We start from the raw sequence: 22,570 nt of genomic DNA, 5'->3' as shown, positions 1-22,570 counted from the left end.
GCGAAGGAACTTCCATTCTAGGGCGGCCGTGCAGGGGAATTCCACGGAAGTCACAGGTGGAAGGTATAAACGTCATATGAGCCTTGATCCCGCAATCGCGGCGAAGCTGAAGCGAAACGACGCCGGACTGTTCAGCGCGGTTGCGCAGGAGAAGTCGACCGGTGATGTGCTGATGGTCGCGTGGATGGACGACGAAGCGCTCGCGCGAACACTGGAAACCCGTAAGGGGACGTACTATTCGCGCTCGCGGCAGCAGTACTGGGTCAAGGGGGAGACCTCCGGGCACACCCAGTACGTACACGAGGTGCGCCTTGATTGTGACGGCGATTCCGTCTTGCTGATCGTCGATCAGGAGGGCGCCGCATGCCACACAGGCACTCACACGTGTTTCGACACCGACGTCCTGCTCGCCGCTCAGTAGTGACGCGACATGGCCACTGACAAGACTCCACAACCGCTCGACTACTCGTTCACCTCACCCATCGAGAAAGACGGGGCGTTCGCAATGTTCTTGACCGTGCCCGGCTCGGCGGAACTTCTGGGAACCAGACGCGCTGTCAAAGTGGTGGGGACCCTCGATGGTGAGCATCCCTTCGAGGCGACGCTGATGCCCTCCGGCGACGGACCTCACTGGCTTCCGCTGCGCGTGGCACTCTGCAAGGCGATCGGCAAGAGCGCCGCTGGAGAAGAAGTATCAGTACATCTACAGCAGCGACTGAGCTGAAAGTTTCGCTCGAACCGAGGAGCCTCATGGTCGACAAGGCAGTTGATTCGTTGCAGTTGGTGGCGCGAGAACTGAGCCCGTTCGGCGGTGACGAAGGGAAAACACGCACGCTCCGCATGTCGCGGTCGCTCGCGGCACCCATCGGCACGGTGTGGGCGGCGGTCACCGAGTTCGACCGCATCCCGCTGTGGTTCATGCCGGTGTCGGGCGAGGCTCGGATCGGCGGGCGCTACCAACTCGACGGCAACGCCGGCGGCGAAATTCTGGTGTGTGATGCTCCGCGAACCCTCCGCATCACCTGGGAATACGGCGGTGACGTGAGCTATGTGACGGTGGACCTCACCGAAAAAGACGGCAGTGCAACAAAAGACGGCAGTGCAACACTGTTCGACTTCGAACACGCCGCAGACGTCGAGCCGGATCGGTGGGCCGAGTACGGTCCTGGCGCCGTCGGCGTCGGCTGGGACTTGGGATTGCTCGGGTTGGCTCGACACGTGGAACTCGGGATTGCGACGCCGCTCGAGACACCCGAATGGTCGGCGAGTGACGAGGCCAAGGCATTCATCGCGGGAAGCAGCGAATCATGGGCCGCTGCCGCAATCGCATCGGGCGACGACCCGGATGCCGCCCGCGCCGCCGCTGCCCGCACGACGGCTGCATACACCGGGTAGATCGCCGCTACGGGGACTAACATCGGAATAGTCTGGTTGTTGCGGGACTTCCGCGCCACGAGCGGAGACGACGATGGTGTATCGGCTCATCGAAGTAGTGACGGTGTTCGTCCACTTCGGGTTTGTTCTCTATGTGGTGCTGGGTGGATTCGTGGCGTGGAAGTGGCGTCGTACCATTGCATTCCATCTTGTTGCGGTTGTCTGGGGAGCCGGCTCGATAGCGGTCGGATATGACTGCCCGCTGACCAATCTCGAGAATTGGGCCCGCCGGATGGCCGGAATCGCGGAATTGCCGTCCACCGGATTCATCTCGCACTACATCACCGGTGTGTTCTATCCAGTGAGTATCGAAGGCCTTGTGCAAGCGCTCGCGGCGACGGTGGTTGTCGGATCCTGGGTGGGATACGTGCTGCTCGGACGGCATGCGAAGGCTGACGTGAAAGCGTCGTCAGTGTCGTGATTCCGTTTCGAACGACCCCTGCCGTTTCGTGATGGAAACGGCAGGGCGGCGCATCGTAGGATTTACACGCGAGTCAGTGCCACAACCGGGATGGTGCGGATTCCGGCTGTCTTCTCCGCGTATTCGGCAAATCCGGGATATCGGCTGGCCTGTTCGTCGTAGATTCGGTCGCGCTTCTCGCCGGTTACTTCGCTGACGGAGACCGGATACGTTTCGGTGCCGACCTCGACCTCGGCCTGGTCAGCGGCAACAAGGTTGTAGTACCAGTCGGGGTTGGTCGGGGCGCCGGCCTTCGACGCGAAGACATAAACGGTGTTCGGATCCTGCTCGTCTGCCAGATACATCATCGGGCTCACGAACTCGCGTCCCGACTTGCGTCCCGTGTGATGGACCAACACCATGGGCGCACCTTCGAAAGGTCCGCCAACTTTGCCTTCGTTCGCGCGGAATTCCGCAATGATGCCGGCGTTCCAGTCGTCAGGACTCATCTCTGTTGTCTCCCTGTCTGCGAGTGGAGAAGTGCTTTGCCGCCAAGCTTTGCACAACTGGTGAATCGAGGAGAGGTCATCTTCGAACCTCTGATGATCTACTATCTACGTATGAACGCAGATAGTGGTGTTTGTCGCCGAAAACTTCCCGATGATCAAGTCGACCTCGTGGTGGAGGTGTTCCGCATGCTGGCCGACGCAACCCGTGTGCAGGTGTTGTGGGCGTTGGTCGACCGAGAGTGCTCGGTGAACGAACTGGCAGAACGCGTCGGCAAGCCGGCGCCTTCGGTGTCGCAGCACCTGGCAAAGCTGCGCATGGCGAGGTTGGTCCGAACGCGCCGTGACGGTACGACGGTCTTCTATCGTCTCGAGAACGACCATGTGCGCCAACTGGTTACGGATGCGGTGTTCAATGCCGAGCATGCCGGTCCCGGGTTGCCGGGCCATCACCGTAGTGAGGGTGAGCTTCGGGAGATTCACCCGGAGCGCTCCGCGAAGGCCGAGCGGACCGATCGAGAAGAAGGTGCGTCATGACGCACGAGCCCAGAACATCCCATGGTCATGGTCACGGTCACGGTCATGGACACGGATACGGGCCGAAGGGATTTCGATCGGCAGTCAGGGAAGCGTTCTCTCCGCACAGTCATGACGCCGCGGACAGCGTCGACGATGCACTGGAATCGAGTGAGATCGGCATCCGGGCGGTCAAGATCAGTCTTGTCGCTCTCGGTGTCACCGCGGTGGCTCAGGTTGCAATCGTGGCAATTTCGGGTTCGGTGGCCCTGCTGGCGGACACCATTCACAACTTCTCCGATGCGCTTACGGCAGTTCCACTCTGGATTGCGTTTGCACTCGGTCGGCGAGCTGCGACCAGGCGCTATACCTACGGTTTCGGGCGTGCAGAGGACCTGGCCGGATTGTTCGTGCTTGCGATGATCGCGCTGTCGGCGGTGATTGCCGGTGTGGAGGCGGTACGGCGATTGATCAATCCGGTAGAGATCGAGCATCTCGGTTGGGTAGCTGCGGCAGGGTTGATCGGATTCATCGGCAATGAACTCGTGGCGTTGTATCGGATCCGAGTCGGAAGGCAGATCGGCTCAGCTGCACTGGTCGCTGACGGACTGCATGCTCGGACAGATGGATTCACCTCGCTCGCAGTCCTTCTGGGAGCTGGGGGAGTCGCTCTGGGGTTCCCGTTGGCAGATCCGATCATCGGTCTTGTCATCACAGTGGCGATCGTGGCCGTGCTGCGGACCGCGGCACGAGACGTCTTCCGGCGGCTGATGGACGGTGTCGAACCGGAGTTGTTGGACGATGCCGAACATGCGCTACAGCGCGAGCCCGGGGTGCTCGGCGTACGTGATTTGAAGATGCGGTGGATCGGGCACCGACTGCATGCCGATGCAGAACTCGACATCGATCCCCGGGCAACCCTTGCCGAAGCCCATGCGATCGCGCATAGCGCCGAGCATTCGCTCACCCACGCGGTGCCCAAGCTTGCTACTGCCCTTGTTCACGCCTATCCGGGGCATGATTCGCCGAACCTCGAGGCGGCGCGCGGATTGCAGGCCTGAACGGCAAAAACAGACCCCGCGGAATCCTTTGCGGAATTTCTCGGGAACCTCGCGCTGCCATTTGACGGAATGGGTAGGTTATGCAACCCTATCTTTGATCAATCGGCGGACTGTGTCGAGTGGCAGCCGGTTCGGTCATTTCGCGCCGCAAGACCACAGCAATCGACGCAGGCCGTCGGTACTTTTTTCGGCAGATGAGAGAACGACGCTGTGCATGCTGATCGACGTTTCGAGCCCTTTCCGCTGACCAGCGCGCAACGCGGAATCTGGTTTGCCCAGCTACTGCGCAGTGATGTGCCGATCACGATCGCGCAGTACGTCGTCGTCGACGGGTCCCTCGACGCGGCGGTGCTCGAAAAGGCCTGCGTCACAGCAGCGCACGAGTTCGGCTCCGGAATGCTGAAACTGCTCGAGGTGGATGGCGAACCTTTTCAGCAGATCGATCCCGAGCTCAGCCAGAGCGTCGAGGTCGTCGATCTGCGCAGTGAGCTCGAGCCGGAAACTGCTGCACACGAGTGGATGCGGAACGAGTACACCCGCCCCTTTGACCTTCTCACCGACCGATTGGTGAAGTCTGCCGTCCTGCGCGTGGGCGTAAGCCGCCACTTCTGGTACTGCCGAATCCATCACCTGGTCCTCGACGGCTATGGCGCCATGAACTTCATGACACGCATCGCGGAGTTGTACTCAGCCGATGTCGCCGGCCTCGAGGCCCGAGAATCCTCGGCGCATGATTTGGGTTCCGTGTACGCGACCGAGGCCGCGTATCAGCGCTCGCCGCGATTCGTCAGGGATCGAGATTACTGGGCAGCCAAGACGGCAGAGCTTCCCGAAGTGGGGAGCCTGGCCGGCAGGCGAATGGACGCTACGGCGGGTGCGGTCGTGGTCGGCCGACCAGTTGACGGCGCGAGTGCGGTGGTGAGCGCGGACGGATTCTCTTCCGCGGCAGCGGTGGCTGCCTTCGCGCTCTACTTCGCCCGGGTGACCGGCACCGAAGACGTCGTCCTGAGTTTGCCGGTGACCGCGCGAACGAACAAGGTTCTTCGTAGTTCGGGTGGAATGATCTCCAATGTCGTTCCGCTGCGAGTCTCGGTGACTGCGACGACCACGGTTGCCGAACTGAGCGCGGCAGTCCAGCTGGAACTGACCGGTGCGCTCAGGCATCAGCGATATCGCACCGAAGACATGAGACGTGATCGAGGCGTCGGCGCCGAGCGTGGATTCTTCGGTCCCGCGATCAACATCATGAACTTTCACCCCGAAGTGGTTCTTGGGTCGGTGACCGGTCGATTCCACGTGCTGTCGACGGGTCCGGTGGAAGACCTGTCGGTCAACATCTATCCGAGTGCTTCGGGCGAGGCACCGCGAATCGATTTCGAAGCCAATCCCCATCTGTACGACGCGGATGACCTAGGCGTGCATGTTCGCCGATACGTCGACCTGCTGACTCGGTACAACCAAGCGCTGCCAGGCACTCGCGTTCTCGATCTCGAGATCCTGAGCGAAGCAGAGCGGATGTCGCTAGTCCCGGCACGCGGATCGGCAGCGTTGAAGCCGATGACACTGCCCTCGATTCTCGCCCGCGGTGTCACGGCGTCGCCGGAGGGGATCGCACTGCGCTGCGGTACTGAGCAACTCACCTACCGCGAACTCGATCGACGTTCCAATGTCCTTGCTCGAATACTCGTCCGACGCGGAGTCGGCCCCAGTGACGGTGTGGCGATCGCGCTACCCCGATCGATCGATGCCGTCATAGCGTGGTGGTCCGTTGCCAAGACCGGCGCCGCGTGTGTTCCGGTTGATCCGACGTACCCGATCGAGCGAATCGCTCACATGGTGAGCGACAGTAATGCCGTTGTGGGACTCACTGATTCGACTGTCCGTCAGGCGCTGACCGGTGATCTGGACTGGATCTCGATCGACGGTTTCAGCTATGTCGGTGACGAGTCCGTTGTCGACGATGCCGCCCGCACGGCGCCTCTGCGAAGTGATCACACCGCGTATCTGATCTACACGTCCGGTTCCACCGGTACGCCGAAAGGTGTTGCCGTCACGCACAATGCGTTGGTCGATTTCACTGCCTGGGGTCGTCCCGAACTCGGGGTCGGCGTGCATTCGCGCGTTCTGCGATTCTCCTCGGCGAGTTTCGACGCGTCCGTCTTCGAGATGGTCCAGGCGTTCAGTGCCGGGGCGACGATGGTCATCGCTCCGGCCGATGTCTACGGCGGCGACGAACTGACCGAACTGCTGCGCAGCGAGCGCGTCACCCACATCATCAGTGCGCCGGCAATTTTGAGCACCGTGGACGCCACAGGTCTGCCGGATCTCGAAGCGGTGGTTGTCGGTGGCGACGTGTGCCCGCCGGATCTGGTTCGGCGCTTCGGCCCGATCTGCCGGTTCTACAACAGCTACGGCCCTACCGAGTCGACCATCGTCATCACCACGACGCCTCCGCTGTCGTCTGATGATGCAATCACGATCGGTTCCCCCATTCAGGGCGCACATCTGATGGTTCTGGACCGCTGGTTGCGACCCGTGCCCGTCGGGGTGGCCGGTGAACTGTATCTCGGTGGCCCCGGATTGGCTCAGGGATACCACGCACGTTCGGCGCTGACCGCTGCGAGTTTTGTCGCCGATCCCCTCGGTGGTGGAACCCGGTTGTACCGTACCGGTGACGTAGTGCGCTGGAGCAGGGAGCTCACCCTCGAGTATGTCGGCCGCTCTGATTTTCAGGTGCAGGTCAACGGACTCCGGATCGAACTCGGTGAGATCGACGCAGTACTTGCACAACATGAATCGGTCGATTTCGTCGTGACGCTGGCCCGCGGCACCGTGTACTCGTACGTGAAGATCAAGCCGGGTTACAGCCTCGACGAAGAGGCTCTGACCGCACACGCCTCTCGATTCCTGCCCGCGCACATGGTTCCCTCCCAGCTGGTACCGCTTGCCGAAGTACCACTGACCCCGGCGGGAAAGGTCGATCGCCGAGCACTACCGGAGCCTGACCTTCGTTCGGCGGCTCAGCACTACCGGGCGCCGAGCGGCCCGATTGAGCGCATCATCGCCGATGCCGCTGCGTCTGTCCTCGGCGTCGAGCGAGTCGGTGTCGACGATTCGTTCTTCGCGCTGGGCGGAGACAGCATCGTCGCGATCTCACTCGTCTCACGCGCAAAAGCTGCCGGAGTCGTCTTCACGCCGCGCGATGTGTTCGAACGCAAGACGGTGGCTCGATTGGCCGAAATTGCGCTCCCGGCAGATGAATCCGTTGCACTCGAGGAACTGCCGGGTGGGGGAGTGGGGTTTGTCCCCCTTACCCCGATCGCAACCAAGATGTTGAGCATGGCGGGCAGCATCGATGCCTACTATCAGGCAGTGTCGGTCAGTATTCCTGCCGGACTTGATCTCTCGCGCCTCGCCGCGACTCTTCAAGTGGTTGTCGATCGACATGACGCTCTTCGCGCGCGCTTGCTGCCCGACAACTCCGGATTCGACATCGCCCCCAGTTGTGTCGTCGACACGTGGGTTCGGCGAACGGTCACCGAAGCGCAACCCGGTACCTCGGAGTTCGAGGAAGCCCTCACCGCGGCGGCCTCAGACGCCGCCTCGCGGCTCGATCCGTACCGCGGCGTCACTGCGCAGATCGTCTGGCTCGATTCGGCGCACGATTCGGGCCGATTGGTCATCGTCATCCACCATCTTGTCGTCGACGGTGTCTCCTGGCGGATTCTGCTTCCCGACTTCGCCGCTGTGTGGCTACAGATCATTCACGGTGCCACTCCGGAATTGATGCCGGTCGGGACTTCGCTGCGCCGCTGGTCGCACGGACTCGCCGACGTGACACCGTCGGCGGAGCTCGAATATTGGCGCGAGATCGTCGCCGCCGGTGTGTCACCCATCGGTTCACGAACTCTCGATTCGGACCGGGACCGGGGATCGTCCCTCCGCCGCGTGCGGGTCGACATCGACCATGACACGACGGATCACCTGTTGCGCTCGGTACCGTCGCACTATCGGGCCGGTGTCAACGACGGATTACTCAGCGCACTGGCCCTGGCATTTCGCACGTGGAGCGGATCGCAGCGAGTGCTCGTTTCGCTCGAAGGCCACGGACGAGACGAAGACGTGCTGCCCGGCTCGGACCTGTCCCGGACCGTCGGCTGGTTCACGGCGGCGTACCCGGTCCGCATGGATCTCACCGGACTCGGAGAAGATGCAGTTGCGGTCGTGAAATCCGTCAAGGAACAGCTGCGAGCCACACCGGGATCCGGGATCGGTTACGGGCTGCTCCGACGCGCAGGGTTGCTGACCGGTCCGGAGCCGCAGATCGGTTTCAACTATCTGGGCAAGATGTCCACCGCCGAGTTCAGTGAACTAAGGGCAGCCGGCTGGATTCCCGATGCCGGAATCGATCTCAACAACGGCAGTGGAAGCGATCTCGCGGTCAGCCACGCCATCGACATCAATGCCGCCGTCATGGACGGACCACAAGGAGAGTTCCTCTCGGCGACATTTGCCTTCCCCGAAGGCATCTTCGAACCCGGTGCAGTCGAGGAGCTTGCGCGGGCGTGGCGCGTCGAACTGGAGAAGATTGTCGCCTCCGTTGGCGATCATGCCGGTCTCACACCGTCCGACGTTCCCCTGGTCTCAGCGTCGCAGGACGAAATAGAACTGTGGGAGAAGCAGTTCGGCTACCTGGAGGACATCTGGTCGCTGTCACCGCTGCAAGCGGGATTCCAGTTTCACGCCAGCCTCACCGCCGATACCGTCGATGTCTACACCGGGCAAATCGTTCTTTCCCTGGGCGGGATCGTCGACAGCGAACGACTTCACCGGTCGCTCGCGAGATTGTTCGAGCGCCACGCCGCACTTCGGACCGCCTTCGTGTACGACTCGAACGGCGTTGCAGCACAGCTCGTTCTCGATTCCGTGACGACTCCATGGCGGGAGGTGCTCGGCAGTGATCCGCACGCCGTCGCGGGACTCGAGCGCACAACGCCGTTCGATCTGAGCGCGCCCCCGCTGCTTCGTGCAGTTCTGGTTCGCGAGAGTGTGGACTCCGCGCACCTGATCGTCACCAATCACCACATTCTCTTCGACGGTTGGTCCATGCCGTTGTTGGTGCGCGACCTGCTTTCGCTCTACGCCGCCGACACATCGCTGTCGGTTCCCGCTCGCTCGTACCGCACCTATCTGGACTGGCTTGCCGAACAGGGCAACGGCGAGGCAGTGGAAAGGTGGATCGACGCGCTGTCGGGGGCAAACGAACCGACAGTGATTGCACCACAGCGCGCAGAGTCCTCCGTGCACGTAGTTCCCGTGGACGTCGACGTTCCGCTGGAAGCCTCGTCGACCGAGGCGATCGTCGCGTTGGCAAGGCGCACCGGGGTCACGGTCAACACCGTCGTCCAGACTGCATGGGGCCTGCTGCTGGGCGGAATGCTCGGGCGCGACGACGTCGTCTTCGGCGCCACCGTGTCCGGTCGACCCGCGTCGCTGACCGGGGTCGAGGACATTCTCGGGTTGTTCATCAACACTGTTCCGGTTCGAGTTCGAGTGAACCTGGATGATTCGGTATCCGAACTGCTCGAACAAGTTCAGTCCGAGCAGGTTCGGTTGCTCGACAGCCATCACGTCGGCCTTGCCGAGGTGCAGTCGGCGGTGGGTGCCGGCGCCATGTTCGACACGTTGACGGTGTTCGAGTCGTATCCCGTGGACCGTTCGGCGCTCGAATCCGCGACGGATATCGCAGGGATGCGTGTCACGGGCATCGAGGTCGCAGATGCGACTCACTACCCGCTCGCGCTGGTCACCGTCCTCGAACCGAGCCTTCGTCTCACCATCGAGTACGCACCCGATGCGATGGACCACGACTCCACCCAGCGTCTGGGCCGACGCCTCGCATTGATTCTCGCTGCGATGACCGACGAGAGTATCCGCATCCGCGACATCGACTATCTCGACGATGCCGAGCGTCGGCTCGTACTCGACGAGTGGAACGACACGTCCCACACCCTGGTTGACGCTACGCTGCTCGATCTACTCTTCACTGACGCGGGCGTCGTCGAGATGTCTGATGATGCACTGACGTTCGGAGACACGACAGTCAGCCACCGCGAATTCCGTTCGCAGGTCAACGCCCTCGCGCGTCACCTCGTCGACTGTGGGGTCGGACCCGAGTCTCTGGTCGCGATCGCCCTGCAACGGAGTGCGCACTACGTGGTCGCGGTCCACGCCGTCATCGCAGCAGGCGGAGCCTATCTTCCGATCGATCCGAAGCATCCCGGCGAGCGGATCCGGCACGTGCTCGACATCGGAGCACCGTCGGTAGTCCTTTCGACGAGAGAGGATGCGGCTTCTCTGCCTGCGGGGATCAAGCCGGTGCTCCTCGACGAGATCGATCTCTCGCGGTACTCCACCGGGCAGATCCAAGACGTCGAGCGCCTCGGCAGCGTATCTCCGGATCACATCGCCTACGTGATCTTCACGTCCGGCTCCACCGGGAAGCCCAAGGGCGTTGCAGTATCGCACCGTGCGATAGTCAATCGTCTGCTGTGGATGCAACATCAATACCCGCTCGCGCCGCGCGATGTCGTGCTGCACAAGACACCGGCCACCTTCGACGTCTCGGTGTGGGAGTTGTTCTGGCCGTTCGTCACCGGTTCGAGACTGGTCGTGGCCGAACCCGACGGACACCGCGATGCTCGGTACCTGTCCGAGCTGATCGCTCGCGAAGGTGTCACCACCTTGCACTTCGTCCCGTCGATGCTCGACGTCTTCCTCGTCGACGGAGACCTCGAGCAGCTTCACTCCGTTCGTCAGGTGTTCGCCAGCGGCGAGGCACTTTCGCGTGCGACGGTCGTTCGTTTCCACGAGCGAATCGGTGCACGTCTGCACAATCTTTACGGTCCCACTGAAGCTGCCGTGGACGTGACGTTCCACGAGACGGATTCCGCCGTGGCAGGCCCGGTGCCGATCGGCGCTCCGGTCTGGAACACGCGGACCTACGTGCTGGATCGCCTTCTGGCGCCCAGCCCGATCGGCGTTCCGGGGGAGCTGTATCTCGCGGGAGTGCAGCTCGCTCGTGGCTATGTCGACCGTCCTGATCTGACAGCAGATCGCTTTGTGGCCAACCCTTTCGGTTCCGGGCGCTTGTACCGGACCGGCGATCTGGTCAAGTGGAATCCCATCGGCGAGATCGAGTATCTGGGCCGTACCGACTTTCAGGTGAAGCTTCGCGGACAGCGCTTGGAGCTCGGCGAAATCGACGCTGTCCTGTTGGAACTCTCGGGAGTTCTCTCCGCCGTCACCGTCGTACGTGAGGAACGCCTCGTCGCCTACATCACGGCTGATTCGGCGACCGACATAGCGCTTCTCGCCGGTCATTCGCAGGCGAAGCTGCCCGCCTACATGGTTCCTTCCGTCTTCGTGTTCCTGGATTCGATGCCACTCGGCCCCAACGGAAAACTCGACAGGCGAGCACTGCCGGAACCGGATGTGGCGCTGGGCGACTACGTTGCTCCGTCCACCGAATCCGAAAAGACGATTGCCGCAATCTTTTCCGAGCTGCTCGGAGTGGACAACATCGGCGTGACCGCCGATTACTTTGCGCTCGGTGGCAACTCGCTCACGGCTACGCGGGTCGTGGCGAGAATCAATGCGACGCTGAGATCCTCGCTGGGGGTTCGAGAACTGTTCGATGCTCCGACGGTCGGTGCGCTGGCTGAATTGGTCGCAGGCGGCGACCGACCCGGATTGCCCGGTCTCGGCCCGCGCCCGCGACCGGAACGGATTCCGCTCTCCCCGGCTCAGCAGAGAATGTGGTTCCTCAACCGATTCGATCCGGATTCCGGTGCTTACAACATCGCGGCAGCGCTCTCGTTGTCCGGCGACGTGAACATCGATGTTCTGCGCCAGGCGATCAGTGACGTCGTCGACCGGCACGAGGTGCTGCGCACTCTCTACCCGGATTCTTCGAGCGGGCCGTACCAGCACATTCTCGAGCATGTGCCGGTAGTACTCGAACCGGTTGATGTCAGCGACCCTGTTGCGGCGATCGGGGAAATGGTCGGCGCCGGGTTCGACGTCACCGCTGACGTCCCCCTGCGGGTCGCGCTCCTGCGGACTGCTGCGTCGGAGCACATTCTCGTTCTTGTCGTCCACCACATCGGTGGCGACGGATGGTCGATGCAGCCGCTGGCCGCGGACATGATGGCGGCGTACGCATCAAGGCTCGCGGGCATTGCACCACAATGGTCGCCGTTGAGCGTCCACTACGCGGACTACACGCTCTGGAAGATCGATTCTCTCGGCGCCGAGGACGATCCGGATTCGGAGGCATCGCGCCAGATCGACTACTGGCGCGGTGCATTGGCGAACATGTCGACCCGCCTCGATTTCCCGACGGATCGGCCGCATCCCGCGGTCGCGTCCTATCGAGGTGCGACGGTGTCATCGGTCATTTCCGCGCAGACGTACAGCTCTGTCGAATCTCTGGCTCGTCGCACGCGGTCAACACCGTTCATGGTGTTGCACACTGCCTTGTCGGTGTTGCTGTCGCGGATGGCGGGGGAGACCGACATCGCGATCGGCACCCCGGTCAGCGGACGTGGGGATCAGGCCATCGACAACCTCGTCGGCATGTTCGTCGGGACCGTGGTTCTTCGGACACAGGTGGATCCGGCTGCATCCTTCCGTGTTTTGCTCGAGACGACCCGCAACGCAGACCTCTCGGCATTTGCCCACGCCGACATTCCCTTCGAGCGTCTGGTGGAGGTACTCGACCCACCTCGCTCGACGGCGCATCACCCATTCTTCCAGGTGGTACTCGCGACCGGCGATCTTCCGACTCCATCCGTGCAGCTTCCGGGCCTTGTCGTCTCGCAGGTTGAGCTGGACACGCCGATCTCGAAATTCGATCTTCAACTGGATGTTTCGTCGCCAGGCCCGGACGGATCGGCGACCGCGACGTGGACCTATGCCGTCGACATCTTCGAAGAGCGGACTGTGCGCGAGCTCGCGGCTCGGTTTGCCGCCATTCTCGACACGGTTGTTGTCGAACCTGAATCAGTGGTCGGCGACCTCGATCTGCGGTCGATGCCAGAGATCGAACGTCAGGGAGCTGCCTCTACGGTCGCGCTGACGGAACTGACGCTGCCCGAGATTCTTGCCGCCGGGGTTACCAAGTCGAACGGCGGTTCGGCCATGCTGTACGGCGACTTCGAACTCTCGTACGACGACGTCGACCGGCGAACCAATCGGTGGGCGCGGGCACTCCTCGCGCAAGGAATCGGCCCCGAATCTGTAGTGGCGATCGCCATTCCGCGATCAGCGACGTCCGTCCTCGCGACCTGGGCCGTCGCCAAGACCGGAGCCGCTTTTGTACCCGTCGACCCGAGCTATCCGGCCGAGCGGATCGACCACATGCTCACCGATTCGGGCGCGGCCCTGACGCTGACGGAAGAAGCGGCTGAGTCGTTGGATCGCGCCGACGTCAGCGACGCTGGAATTCTCGATTCCGATCGCACGTCACCGATTCGGATGGATCACACTGCGTACGTCATCTACACGTCGGGATCGACCGGCACCCCCAAGGGCGTCGCCGTCTCGCATGCGGGGCTGGCGGCGTTGGTCGACGAACAGATTCAGCGATACGAACTCGACAACCACAGTCGCACGATGCATTTCGCTTCGCCCAGCTTCGACGCTTCGGTCCTCGAATTGGCCATGGCTGTCGGTGCTGGTGCCGCAATGCTTGTTGTCCCCACTGGCATCTACGGTGGCAGTGAGCTTGCAGATCTCATGCGGGCGTCGAAGATCACCCACGCGTTTGTGACCCCGGCAGCTCTGGCCACGGTCGAACCGTCAGATGTTCCCGATCTCGGTGTCGTGATCGTCGGCGGTGAAGCCTGCGACGCCGCGTTGGTCGCGCTGTGGGCGCCGACGCGAAAGATGTTCAACGCGTACGGTCCCACCGAGTCCACCGTCATGGCAACCCTCGCTGGGCCCATGTCGGCGACTGATCGGATCACCATCGGTACTCCCGTTCTCGGTACCGTCGCACATGTTCTCGACTCTCGCCTTCGTCCCGTTCCGGAAGGTGTGACAGGTGAGCTGTATCTGAGCGGGCGTGGACTTGCCCGCGGTTACCACCATCGCGGCGACCTGACGGCTGCTCGGTTCGTTGCCGATCCCGCACGTTCGGGGCTGCGGATGTATCGCACCGGCGACCTCGTGCGACGACGTGGAACGGAACTCGAGTATCTCGGCCGCAGCGATTCACAGGTCAAGATTCGTGGATTCCGCATCGAACTCGGAGAGATCGACGCGGTGCTCGCCGCCCACGCGGGAGTGCGAACTGCGGTGACCACTGCAGACGACACCGTCGGGCTGAACTCGTACGTGGTCGGTGAGCATCTGGATCCGGAGGAGGTACGCACCTTCGTCTCCGGCCGACTTCCTGCACACATGGTTCCCGCCGCAGTGATCGTTGTCGAGGAAATCCCGCTGACGCCGGCCGGCAAAGTCGACTACCGCGCACTGCCGGCGCCGACGGCGCGCCGGAATGCGTTCGTCGCACCGATCACGAAGACGGAGAAGGTGATCAGCCGGATCTTCGGTGACGTTCTGGCTGTCGACCAGGTGAGCGTGGTGGACGACTTCTTCGACATCGGTGGAAACTCTCTCAGTGCTACCCGAGTGATGGGACGGATCGGCACCGAACTTTCAGTTTCCCTCCCGGTTCGGGTCCTCTTCGACGCCAGGACGGTCGCGACCCTTGCCGCGGCAGTCGACGGTGCGCAGAGTGGTACCCGGCCCGCTCTGACGGCCGGGCCTCGGCCAGAGCGTATCCCTCTCTCGCCGGCGCAATCGCGTATGTGGATTCTCAATCGATACGATCCAGAGTCACCTGCGTACAACATCCCGCTCGTCCTTCGTCTGCGAGGGCAGCTCGATTCCTCGGCTCTACGAGAAGCATTGTCGGACATCGTTCTTCGTCACGAGTCCCTGCGAACCATCTTTCCCGAAGATACCGCTGGGCCGTACCAGTCCATTCTCGGAGCCGTAGACGTACCCTTCCAGCACACGGTGGTTTCTCCCGAACAGGTTGCCGAGCGGATTGTCGACGCTGTGCGTGAGGGCTTCGACGTCACCCGAGCAATTCCGTTGCGGGTAAACCTGTTCGAACTCTCGGCTGACGAGCACATCCTGGTCGCCGTGGTTCACCACATCGCCGCGGACGGTGCCTCAGTGGCGCCGCTCGCCCGGCATCTTGTTCTCGCCTACTCGGCACGGCGTTCGGGAACCGAGCCGTCACTGGTCCCGTTGGTTGTTCAGTATCCCGACTACAGCCTCTGGCAGCACCAGGTCCTCGGTTCGGAAAGTGACCGGACCAGTGTTGCTTCCGCGCAGGCCGAGTACTGGCGTGACCAGTTGGCCGGAGCGCCGGAGCTTCTCGAACTGCCCACCGACTTCCCGCGCCCAGCGCTTGCGTCGCTGCGCGGAGCGAGCACCGAATTGGTGTTGACGCCCGAGATGGTCAGTGCGCTCCAGCAGGTGGGCCGCACACACGGCGCCACAACCTTCATGGTGCTCCATGCCGCCCTCGCGGTGCTTCTGTCCAACCTCGGTGCGACCGATGACGTGGTGATCGGGACACCGATTTCCGGACGCGGCGAACCGGCGCTCGACGACGTGGTCGGAATGTTCGTCGGCACGGTGGCCCTGCGTAGCCGTCTCACGCCGGCGTTGTCGTTCCTGGATCTGTTGGCGCAGGTGCGAGCCACCGACCTCGCTGCATTCGAAAATGCGGACCTACCTTTCGAGCGGCTGATCGACATACTGCAGCCCGCTCGATCCCAGGCCCACGCGCCGATCTTTCAGGTGGCGCTTTCTCAGGAGCAGGAGGGAACCGCTGCGTTCGCACTGCCAGGTCTCGAGATCGAAGCTGTGGACACCGCAGTCGTTCCGGCAAAGTTCGACATCCAGATCACGATGGTCGAGCACGCTGATTCGATGAATCTCACCTGGACGTACGCCACAGATCTCTTCACCGGCGCGTCCGTGGACGGATTTGCACAGCGGTTCCGACGGATTCTCGCGCAGATTGTCGCGGCCCCCGAAACGGCAATCGCGGATATCGACCTACTGGACGAGGACGAATACACCAGGCTCACCTCCGTATCCGGTCCGGCAGCCACGCCGATCCTCACTCTCGCGGATCTGTTGACCACACACTCGGAATCCGCAGATGTGGCAATCGTCTCCGAGTCGTGTGGTGAGATGACGTACAGCGAACTGGATTCGCGGTCCTCCCAGCTGGCACGGATCCTCATCGAGCGCGGCGCCGGCCCCGAAACGGCCGTTGCTGTCTCTCTTGCGCGGTCGGCTGAATCCATACTCGCGCTGTGGGCCGTTGCCAAGAGCGGCGCAACGTACGTTCCGGTGGATCCGACGTACCCCGACGAGCGCATTGCTCACATGCTTCGAGACTCAGCCGCGCTGGTCATCGTCACCGACTCGGAGACAGCACCAACACTTCCGAGTGGTATCGACACGATCGAGATCGACGATCTCGATCTTGATCGCTACTCCGCGGCGCAGGTCACCGATGCCGATCGGATCCGCACGCTACACGCGGATCATGTTGCCTACCTGATCTACACGTCAGGCTCGACCGGTCTGCCGAAGGGTGTTGCTGTCACCCACCGGGGACTGTCTGTGTTCTCCGCTCGGACCCGCACCGATCTGGCGGCATCTCGACTCTCACGGGTGCTGCGACTCTCGTCGTCGAGTTTCGACGCCTCCATGTTCGAGATGATCCTCGCGTTCACCGCCGGTGCGACGATGGTGATCACACCGCCATCGGTCATCGCCGGCGACGAACTCACCGACGTCATCCGCCGTCACCGCGTCACCCACGTGGTGACAGCGCCGGCGGCTATGACCACCGTCGAGGCTGGAACGCTCTCCGACCTCGAAACCGTCGTGCTCGGTGGCGACGTCTTCCCACCACAGCTGCTGGGTCGCTTTCACAGCAAGACACGACTCTTCAACAGCTACGGGCCGACCGAGAGCACCATCGTCATCACCAAGACCGGGGCGCTTCTCGGTACCACGGCTCCGGTGGGTGACGGTGTGCAACACCGTGACGGTTCACTCTCGCCCGTCACGATTGGTACTCCGCTCGAAGGTGCCCACGTTCTGGTCCTCGATTCCGCCCTCGGACCCGTACCCGTCGGGGTCAGGGGCGAGCTGTATCTGTCAGGTCCCGGCTTGGCACGCGGGTACAACCGACGCGAGGGGCTGACCGCAGAACGCTTCGTTGCGAACCCGTTCGGTGCACCGGGCGCGCGGATGTACCGGACCGGCGACGTGGTCACCTGGACCGACAAGGGCGAACTGGCGTACATCGGACGATCCGACGCCCAGGTTCAGCTTCGCGGACTCCGCATCGAACTGGGGGAGATCGAATCAGCGCTCGCCTCCGTCCGTGGAGTGAGTGCCGCCGCTGCGGCCGTTCATCGTCACGACACTCTCGGCGATCAACTCGTCGGTTACGTGATCGTCGCGGACGCGGTGTCGGCAGAGTCCATCCTCGACGCCGTCGCAGCGATCCTGCCCCGTGCCACGGTGCCGACCGCTGTCATCCTGCTGGAATCGCTACCGCTGACTCCGGCCGGGAAGCTCGATCGCGCAGCACTTCCCGCTCCGGAGTTCATCGCCTCGGCGACGTTCCGGGCGCCGTCCACACTCTCAGAGATTCGTGTCGCCAGCGCTTTTGCCGACGTTCTCGGAACCGACGCCGTCGGAGCAGAAGACAGTTTCTTCGAGCTGGGTGGAAATTCGCTCAGTGCAACTCGGGCGATTGCCCGCGTCAACACCTCGTTCGGGATCAAACTCGGTGTTCGTGCGCTGTTCGAGGCACCCACTGTCTCAGAACTCGCTCTGCTGGCGGACTCGGCAGAACGCGATGATCAGCCTCGATTGGAAGCGCGACCGCGACCTGAACGTATTCCGCTCTCGCCGGCGCAGACTCGGATGTGGTTCCTCAATCGATTCGACACCGCGGCAGCCACGGACAACCTACCGCTCGCGCTTCGCCTGAGCGGAACCCTGGACGCGACGGCGTTGGCGCTCGCGCTTCTCGACGTCGTCGAACGCCATGAGTCCCTGCGTACCTACTATCCCGATACCGCGGACGGACCCCGTCAGGAGATCCTGTCAACGTCTTCGGTGGATCTCGATCTGGTACCGCACGACGTCACCGAAGCCGAAGCGTTGGAACGGCTTTTCGCTCTGGCCGGCACCGGATTCGACGTGACGACTGCCGTACCACTGCGGACGGCTCTGTATCGAATCTCGGAGACCGAGCATGTTCTCGCCGTCGTGATGCATCACATCGCATCCGACGGATCGTCACTCGGACCCCTGGCCGCCGACGTCATGGGTGCCTACGTCTCGCGTTCTCGGGGTGACGCGCCGCAGTGGGCGCCGCTGCCCGTGCAGTACGCGGATTACGCTCTCTGGCAACACGATCTGCTCGGGACCGAATCCGAACCCTCGGGTGATGCTCAGGCGCAAATTCAGTTCTGGACGTCCACGCTCGCCGGAATTCCGGACCTGCTGAATCTGCCGACGGACCGGCAGCGTCCGCCCCGTCAGAGCTATCGCGGTAAGGAGATTCACTTCACGATCGGCTCGGACACCGCCGATCGACTGCGTGATCTTGCAGTTGGATCAGGCTCGAGCCTGTTCATGGTCGTCCACGCCGCATTCGCCGTACTTCTCGCAAGGCTGGGAGACAGCGCCGACATCACCATCGGTTCGCCCATCGCGGGACGAGGACACGAGTCGCTCGACGCACTAGTGGGGATGTTCGTGAACACCTTGGCGCTTCGAACCCAGGTGAACACGGCTGCGCCGTTCACGGAACTGCTCAGCCACACCCGCGATCAGGATCTCGCCGCCTTCGCACACGCGGACCTGCCGTTCGAGCGGCTCGTCGAGATCATCGATCCGGTCAGATCGACAGCCCGCCATCCGTTGTTCCAGGTGGCACTGTCTTTCCAGAACCTCACGCCGACAATGTTTGCGCTACCCGGACTGCAGATCGCGGCAGTTGGCGCCCCAGTCGAGACGGCGAAGTTCGACCTCCACCTGACCGTCACCCCTGGGGACTCGGGTTCGATGTCGGCGTCGTTCACCTATGCAACAGATCTGTTCGACCAATCCACGGTGGCGACATTCGCCAACCGGCTGCTGCGCGTTCTCGATTCGATCGGTCATGACCCGGACATCCCGGTGGGCGATATCGCTCTGCTCGGCGACGAAGAGGTCGCGGCTACCGTCGACACGTGGAACAACACCGACGCCGTCGTTCCGGAGACGACCCTTGCGGATCTGTTCGACGCCCAGGTACGCAGAACACCGAGCGCCGAAGCACTCGTTCTCGGTGACCGTCGCCTGACCTATGCCGAGTTCGATGCCGAATGCAACCGCCTGGCGCGGTATCTGATCGGAATCGGTGTCGGTCCGGAAGTGACTGTCGCGCTGAATCTTCGGCGCTCCGTCGAACTGGTCGTTGCCATGTACGCGGTGGTGAAGGCAGGCGGGGCCTACGTTCCGCTCGACCCGGATCAGCCGGCAGAACGCACGGCTCACATCCTCGAATCCGCAGCGCCCGCAGTTGTTCTGAACACTTCTCACGATTCGCTGGGCGGGCAGTACCACGTCGTGAACATCGATACTCTCGGGCTGGACGGTATCGACGGATCGCCGATTCGGGACTCGGAACGCCTCGCGAGCCTGAGCCCGGACAATATCGCGTATGCAATTTACACTTCCGGATCCACCGGAAAGCCCAAGGGCGTAGCGATCTCCCATCGAGCGATCACCAATCAACTCTTGTGGAAGCAGGATCAGTTCCTTCTCGATGCCGATGACCGTGTGCTCGTCAAAACCGCAGCCACCTTCGATCTGTCCGTCTGGGAGTACTGGTGGGCGTTGCAAACCGGTGCCTGCCTGATTCTCGCCGAGCCAGGAGCACAGCAGGACGGTGATTACCTCACGTTGCTGATAGAGCGCGAGCAGGTGACGACGCTGCATGCCGTTCCCTCGATGTTGTCACTGCTCAGTGCATCCGAGCGTCGGCTGCCGAGTTCTCTCACCCGGATTCTGTGCATCGGTGAGGCCCTGCCGGTACAGACCGCCAAGCATGTGCGAGATCAGAGTTCGGCGCAGGTCTACAACCTGTACGGCCCCACGGAGGCTGCGGTCAGTGTCACGGCACACCGAACGAGCGATGTCGACGTGGCGACCGTTCCGATTGGAACTCCGGCGTGGAACACGCGACTGCATGTACTCGACGACCGCCTTCACCCGGTTCCGGTCGGTGTTGCAGGTGAGCTCTATCTCGCGGGAGTTCAGCTGGCCCGCGGGTACATCGGGGATCCGGGGCAGAACGCGACCCGTTTCGTCGCCGATCCGAACGGATCGGGTGAGCGCCTCTATCGAACCGGCGATCGGGTTCGGTGGAATGCCTCGGGCAGTCTCGAATACCTCGAGCGTGCAGACTTCCAGGTCAAGGTCCGAGGCTTCCGCATCGAACTCGGTGAGATCGAAACAGCGCTACGTGCCGACCCCTCGATTCAGGATGCAGTAGTCACAGTCACGACATCTGACACCGGCGAACAACACCTGATCGGTTACATCACTGTGGCCGCGGGCTCGGCTGTCGAGACGTCGACCATCCTGACCAGACTGCGCGCCGCCCTGCCCGGCTACATGGTGCCGACAGTCCTGATGACACTCGACGCCCTGCCGCTGGGGAGTACGGGCAAGGTTGATCGACATGCGCTACCGGAGCCTGTTTTCGAGGCACGTCGTTTTCGCGCACCGACCACACCGGCCGAATTGTCGGTAGCTGCCGCTTTTGCCGAGGTCCTCGGTGACGGAAAGACCGACGAAGTGGGTGTCGACGACGACTTCTTCGAACGCGGGGGCAATTCGCTCAGTGCAACTCGGTTGCTCGGGCGGATCAACGCCGTCGCAGGCACCGACTTGCCGGTGCGTGTGGTCTTCGAGTCGCCCACCGTCGCAGAGTTGGCAGCCGTGGTGGAAACCGCCGAGCTTTCGCGCCGACCCGCGCTGCGCTCACAGCCGAGGCCGACAAGGATTCCGCTCTCTCCGGCACAGACTCGTATGTGGTTCCTCAACCGCTTCGATCCCGATTCGTCGGCGTACAACATCCCGGTGGTTCTTCGATTCGCCGGTCGGTTGGATGTCGAGGCGTTGCGCGCAAGTATCGCCGATGTGGTCGCTCGTCACGAGGTCTTGAGAACCGTGTACCCGGAGCATGACGGGACGGGATATCAGGAGGTTGTCGAGGCACCTGACGCTTTCGACATTCTCGACATCATTGCGGTGGAGAAGGATTCGCTCCACGACGTGCTGGCCGGTGTACTCGGTGTGTCGTTCGACCTCACGTCCGAGATTCCGGTTCGAGCGTCGCTGGTGCAGTTGGCGGAGTTCGAGTTCGTTCTGGCGATGACGGTGCATCACATTGCGGGTGACGGTTTCTCGATGGGGCCGTTGACGCGTGATGTGATGGTGGCGTACGAGGCGCGGTCCAGGGGTGCGGTGCCGTCGTGGGCGCCGCTGGAGGTGCAGTATGCGGATTACGCGTTGTGGCAGCTCGAGACGATGGGTTCGGAAGAATCGTCGACCTCGCTGATCTCGCGACAGCTCGCGTTCTGGTCGGACACACTCGACGGATTGCCGTCCGTCCTCGAACTCCCGTTGGATCGCCCCCGACCGGCGGTGGCTTCCGGCCGTGGAGCGGTTCTGAGCGCTCGTCTCGAACCTGCACTGCAACAGGCGATTTCCGAACTGGCCCGGCGGCACCGCGCTACGCCGTTCATGGTGTTGCATGCGGCTCTGGCTGTTGTACTGTCGCGGTTCACCGGCGATCTCGACTTTGCCGTCGGGACGCCGACGGCCGGCCGCGGAGAACGCGTGCTCGACGATCTGGTCGGCATGTTCGTGGGGACCGTCGTGTTGCGCACCACTGTCGACCCAGGTGAGCAGTTCACCGACTTGCTCTCCCGAGTCCGCGACGCCGATCTGCAGGCTTTTGCCCACAGTGACGTTCCGTTCGAGCGCTTGGTGGAGGCACTCGATCCGCTTCGTTCGCAGTCGTATTCACCGCTCTTCCAGGTCGGCCTCGCACTACAGAACCATCTCGATTCACAGTTGACTCTCAACGGGCTGCACATCGAGAGCATCGAACCTGCGGTGGTGAGCACTCAGTTCGACCTCGATTTTGTTGCGGCCGAACAGTTCGACAACGACGGTCGACCTTCCGGGCTCGTCGTTGCGCTGACGTACGCCACGGATCTGTTCGAGGAATCCACTGCCTCACGTCTCATGTTCGCGTTCGAGTCGGTCTTGACTACCGCTGTCGCAGAACCGGATCGGCGAGTGGAACTGTTTGCCGTGGAGTCTGTGATTGAGCGTGGGTTGGTGTTGGGGGGTGTGAATGAGACGGATCGTTGTGTTGACGATGTGACGTTGGCGGGTTTGGTGGCGGCTGCGGTTGAGGTGTCGTCGGGTCGTGTTGCTGTGGTGTTCGGTGATGTGGTGTTGACGTATGCCGA

At 62.6% G+C, this 22,570-nt stretch carries 8 protein-coding genes; 7 read left to right on the top strand and 1 reads right to left on the bottom strand.

The annotated features are described in order from the left end of the window. Positions 1–76: 76 nt before the first annotated feature. From hisI to ACFQ6Y_RS29945, 4 genes are all read left to right on the top strand, one after another. Positions 77–421, top strand: coding sequence for a phosphoribosyl-AMP cyclohydrolase (gene hisI, locus ACFQ6Y_RS29960; protein ID WP_378449583.1), 345 nt, complete (start codon positions 77–79; stop codon positions 419–421). A 9-nt stretch (positions 422–430) separates the two neighbouring features. Then, the gene (locus tag ACFQ6Y_RS29955; protein WP_378640407.1) at positions 431–724 is read left to right on the top strand and encodes a DUF1905 domain-containing protein; all 294 of its coding nucleotides are present in this window, start codon (positions 431–433) and stop codon (positions 722–724) included. Between the two features lie 26 nt (positions 725–750). Beyond that, positions 751–1,395: an SRPBCC family protein gene (locus ACFQ6Y_RS29950; RefSeq protein WP_378640405.1), complete on the top strand. Its 645-nt coding sequence runs from the start codon at positions 751–753 to the stop codon at positions 1,393–1,395. A 73-nt stretch (positions 1,396–1,468) separates the two neighbouring features. Beyond that, the gene (locus ACFQ6Y_RS29945) at positions 1,469–1,855 is read left to right on the top strand and encodes a DUF2784 domain-containing protein (RefSeq protein WP_378640403.1); all 387 of its coding nucleotides are present in this window, start codon (positions 1,469–1,471) and stop codon (positions 1,853–1,855) included. 62 nt (positions 1,856–1,917) lie between these two features. Here the strand turns inward: ACFQ6Y_RS29945 and ACFQ6Y_RS29940 are convergent, their stop codons facing one another. Then, a complete protein-coding gene (locus ACFQ6Y_RS29940; protein WP_378640402.1) occupies positions 1,918–2,343 on the bottom strand; it encodes a nitroreductase/quinone reductase family protein in 426 nt (141 codons plus the stop codon). 111 nt (positions 2,344–2,454) lie between these two features. On the opposite strand from ACFQ6Y_RS29940, the gene ACFQ6Y_RS29935 reads away from it, so the two are divergent. The 3 genes from ACFQ6Y_RS29935 to ACFQ6Y_RS29925 form a co-directional block, all read left to right on the top strand. Beyond that, on the top strand, positions 2,455–2,877 hold the full coding sequence (locus ACFQ6Y_RS29935) for an ArsR/SmtB family transcription factor (protein WP_378538663.1): 423 nt from the start codon (positions 2,455–2,457) through the stop codon (positions 2,875–2,877). After that, positions 2,874–3,917 carry a cation diffusion facilitator family transporter gene (locus ACFQ6Y_RS29930; RefSeq protein ID WP_378640399.1) on the top strand — a complete coding sequence of 348 codons (1,044 nt, stop codon included), beginning with the start codon at positions 2,874–2,876 and terminating at the stop codon, positions 3,915–3,917. Before ACFQ6Y_RS29935 ends, ACFQ6Y_RS29930 begins: the two co-directional genes overlap by 4 nt. Before the next feature lie 210 nt (positions 3,918–4,127). After that, positions 4,128–22,570, top strand: an 18,443-nt coding sequence (locus ACFQ6Y_RS29925; protein WP_378640396.1) for a non-ribosomal peptide synthase/polyketide synthase, incomplete at its 3' end; no start/stop codon positions are given.

It is taken from the genome of Rhodococcus sp. NPDC056516, assembly GCF_042794655.1.
Taxonomy (GTDB): Bacteria; Actinomycetota; Actinomycetes; order Mycobacteriales; family Mycobacteriaceae; genus Rhodococcus_F.
This window is presented reverse-complemented; position numbering and strand designations above follow the sequence as displayed.

What these genes read in the sequence shown, in the direction of transcription:
- hisI (WP_378449583.1), top strand. Translation starts at nt 77, where the DNA reads ATGAGCCTTGATCCCGCAATCGCGGCGAAGCTGAAGCGAAACGACGCC.
- ACFQ6Y_RS29955 (WP_378640407.1), top strand. Translation starts at nt 431, where the DNA reads ATGGCCACTGACAAGACTCCACAACCGCTCGACTACTCGTTCACCTCA.
- ACFQ6Y_RS29950 (WP_378640405.1), top strand. Translation starts at nt 751, where the DNA reads ATGGTCGACAAGGCAGTTGATTCGTTGCAGTTGGTGGCGCGAGAACTG.
- ACFQ6Y_RS29945 (WP_378640403.1), top strand. Translation starts at nt 1,469, where the DNA reads ATGGTGTATCGGCTCATCGAAGTAGTGACGGTGTTCGTCCACTTCGGG.
- ACFQ6Y_RS29940 (WP_378640402.1), bottom strand. Translation starts at nt 2,343, where the DNA reads ATGAGTCCTGACGACTGGAACGCCGGCATCATTGCGGAATTCCGCGCG.
- ACFQ6Y_RS29935 (WP_378538663.1), top strand. Translation starts at nt 2,455, where the DNA reads ATGAACGCAGATAGTGGTGTTTGTCGCCGAAAACTTCCCGATGATCAA.
- ACFQ6Y_RS29930 (WP_378640399.1), top strand. Translation starts at nt 2,874, where the DNA reads ATGACGCACGAGCCCAGAACATCCCATGGTCATGGTCACGGTCACGGT.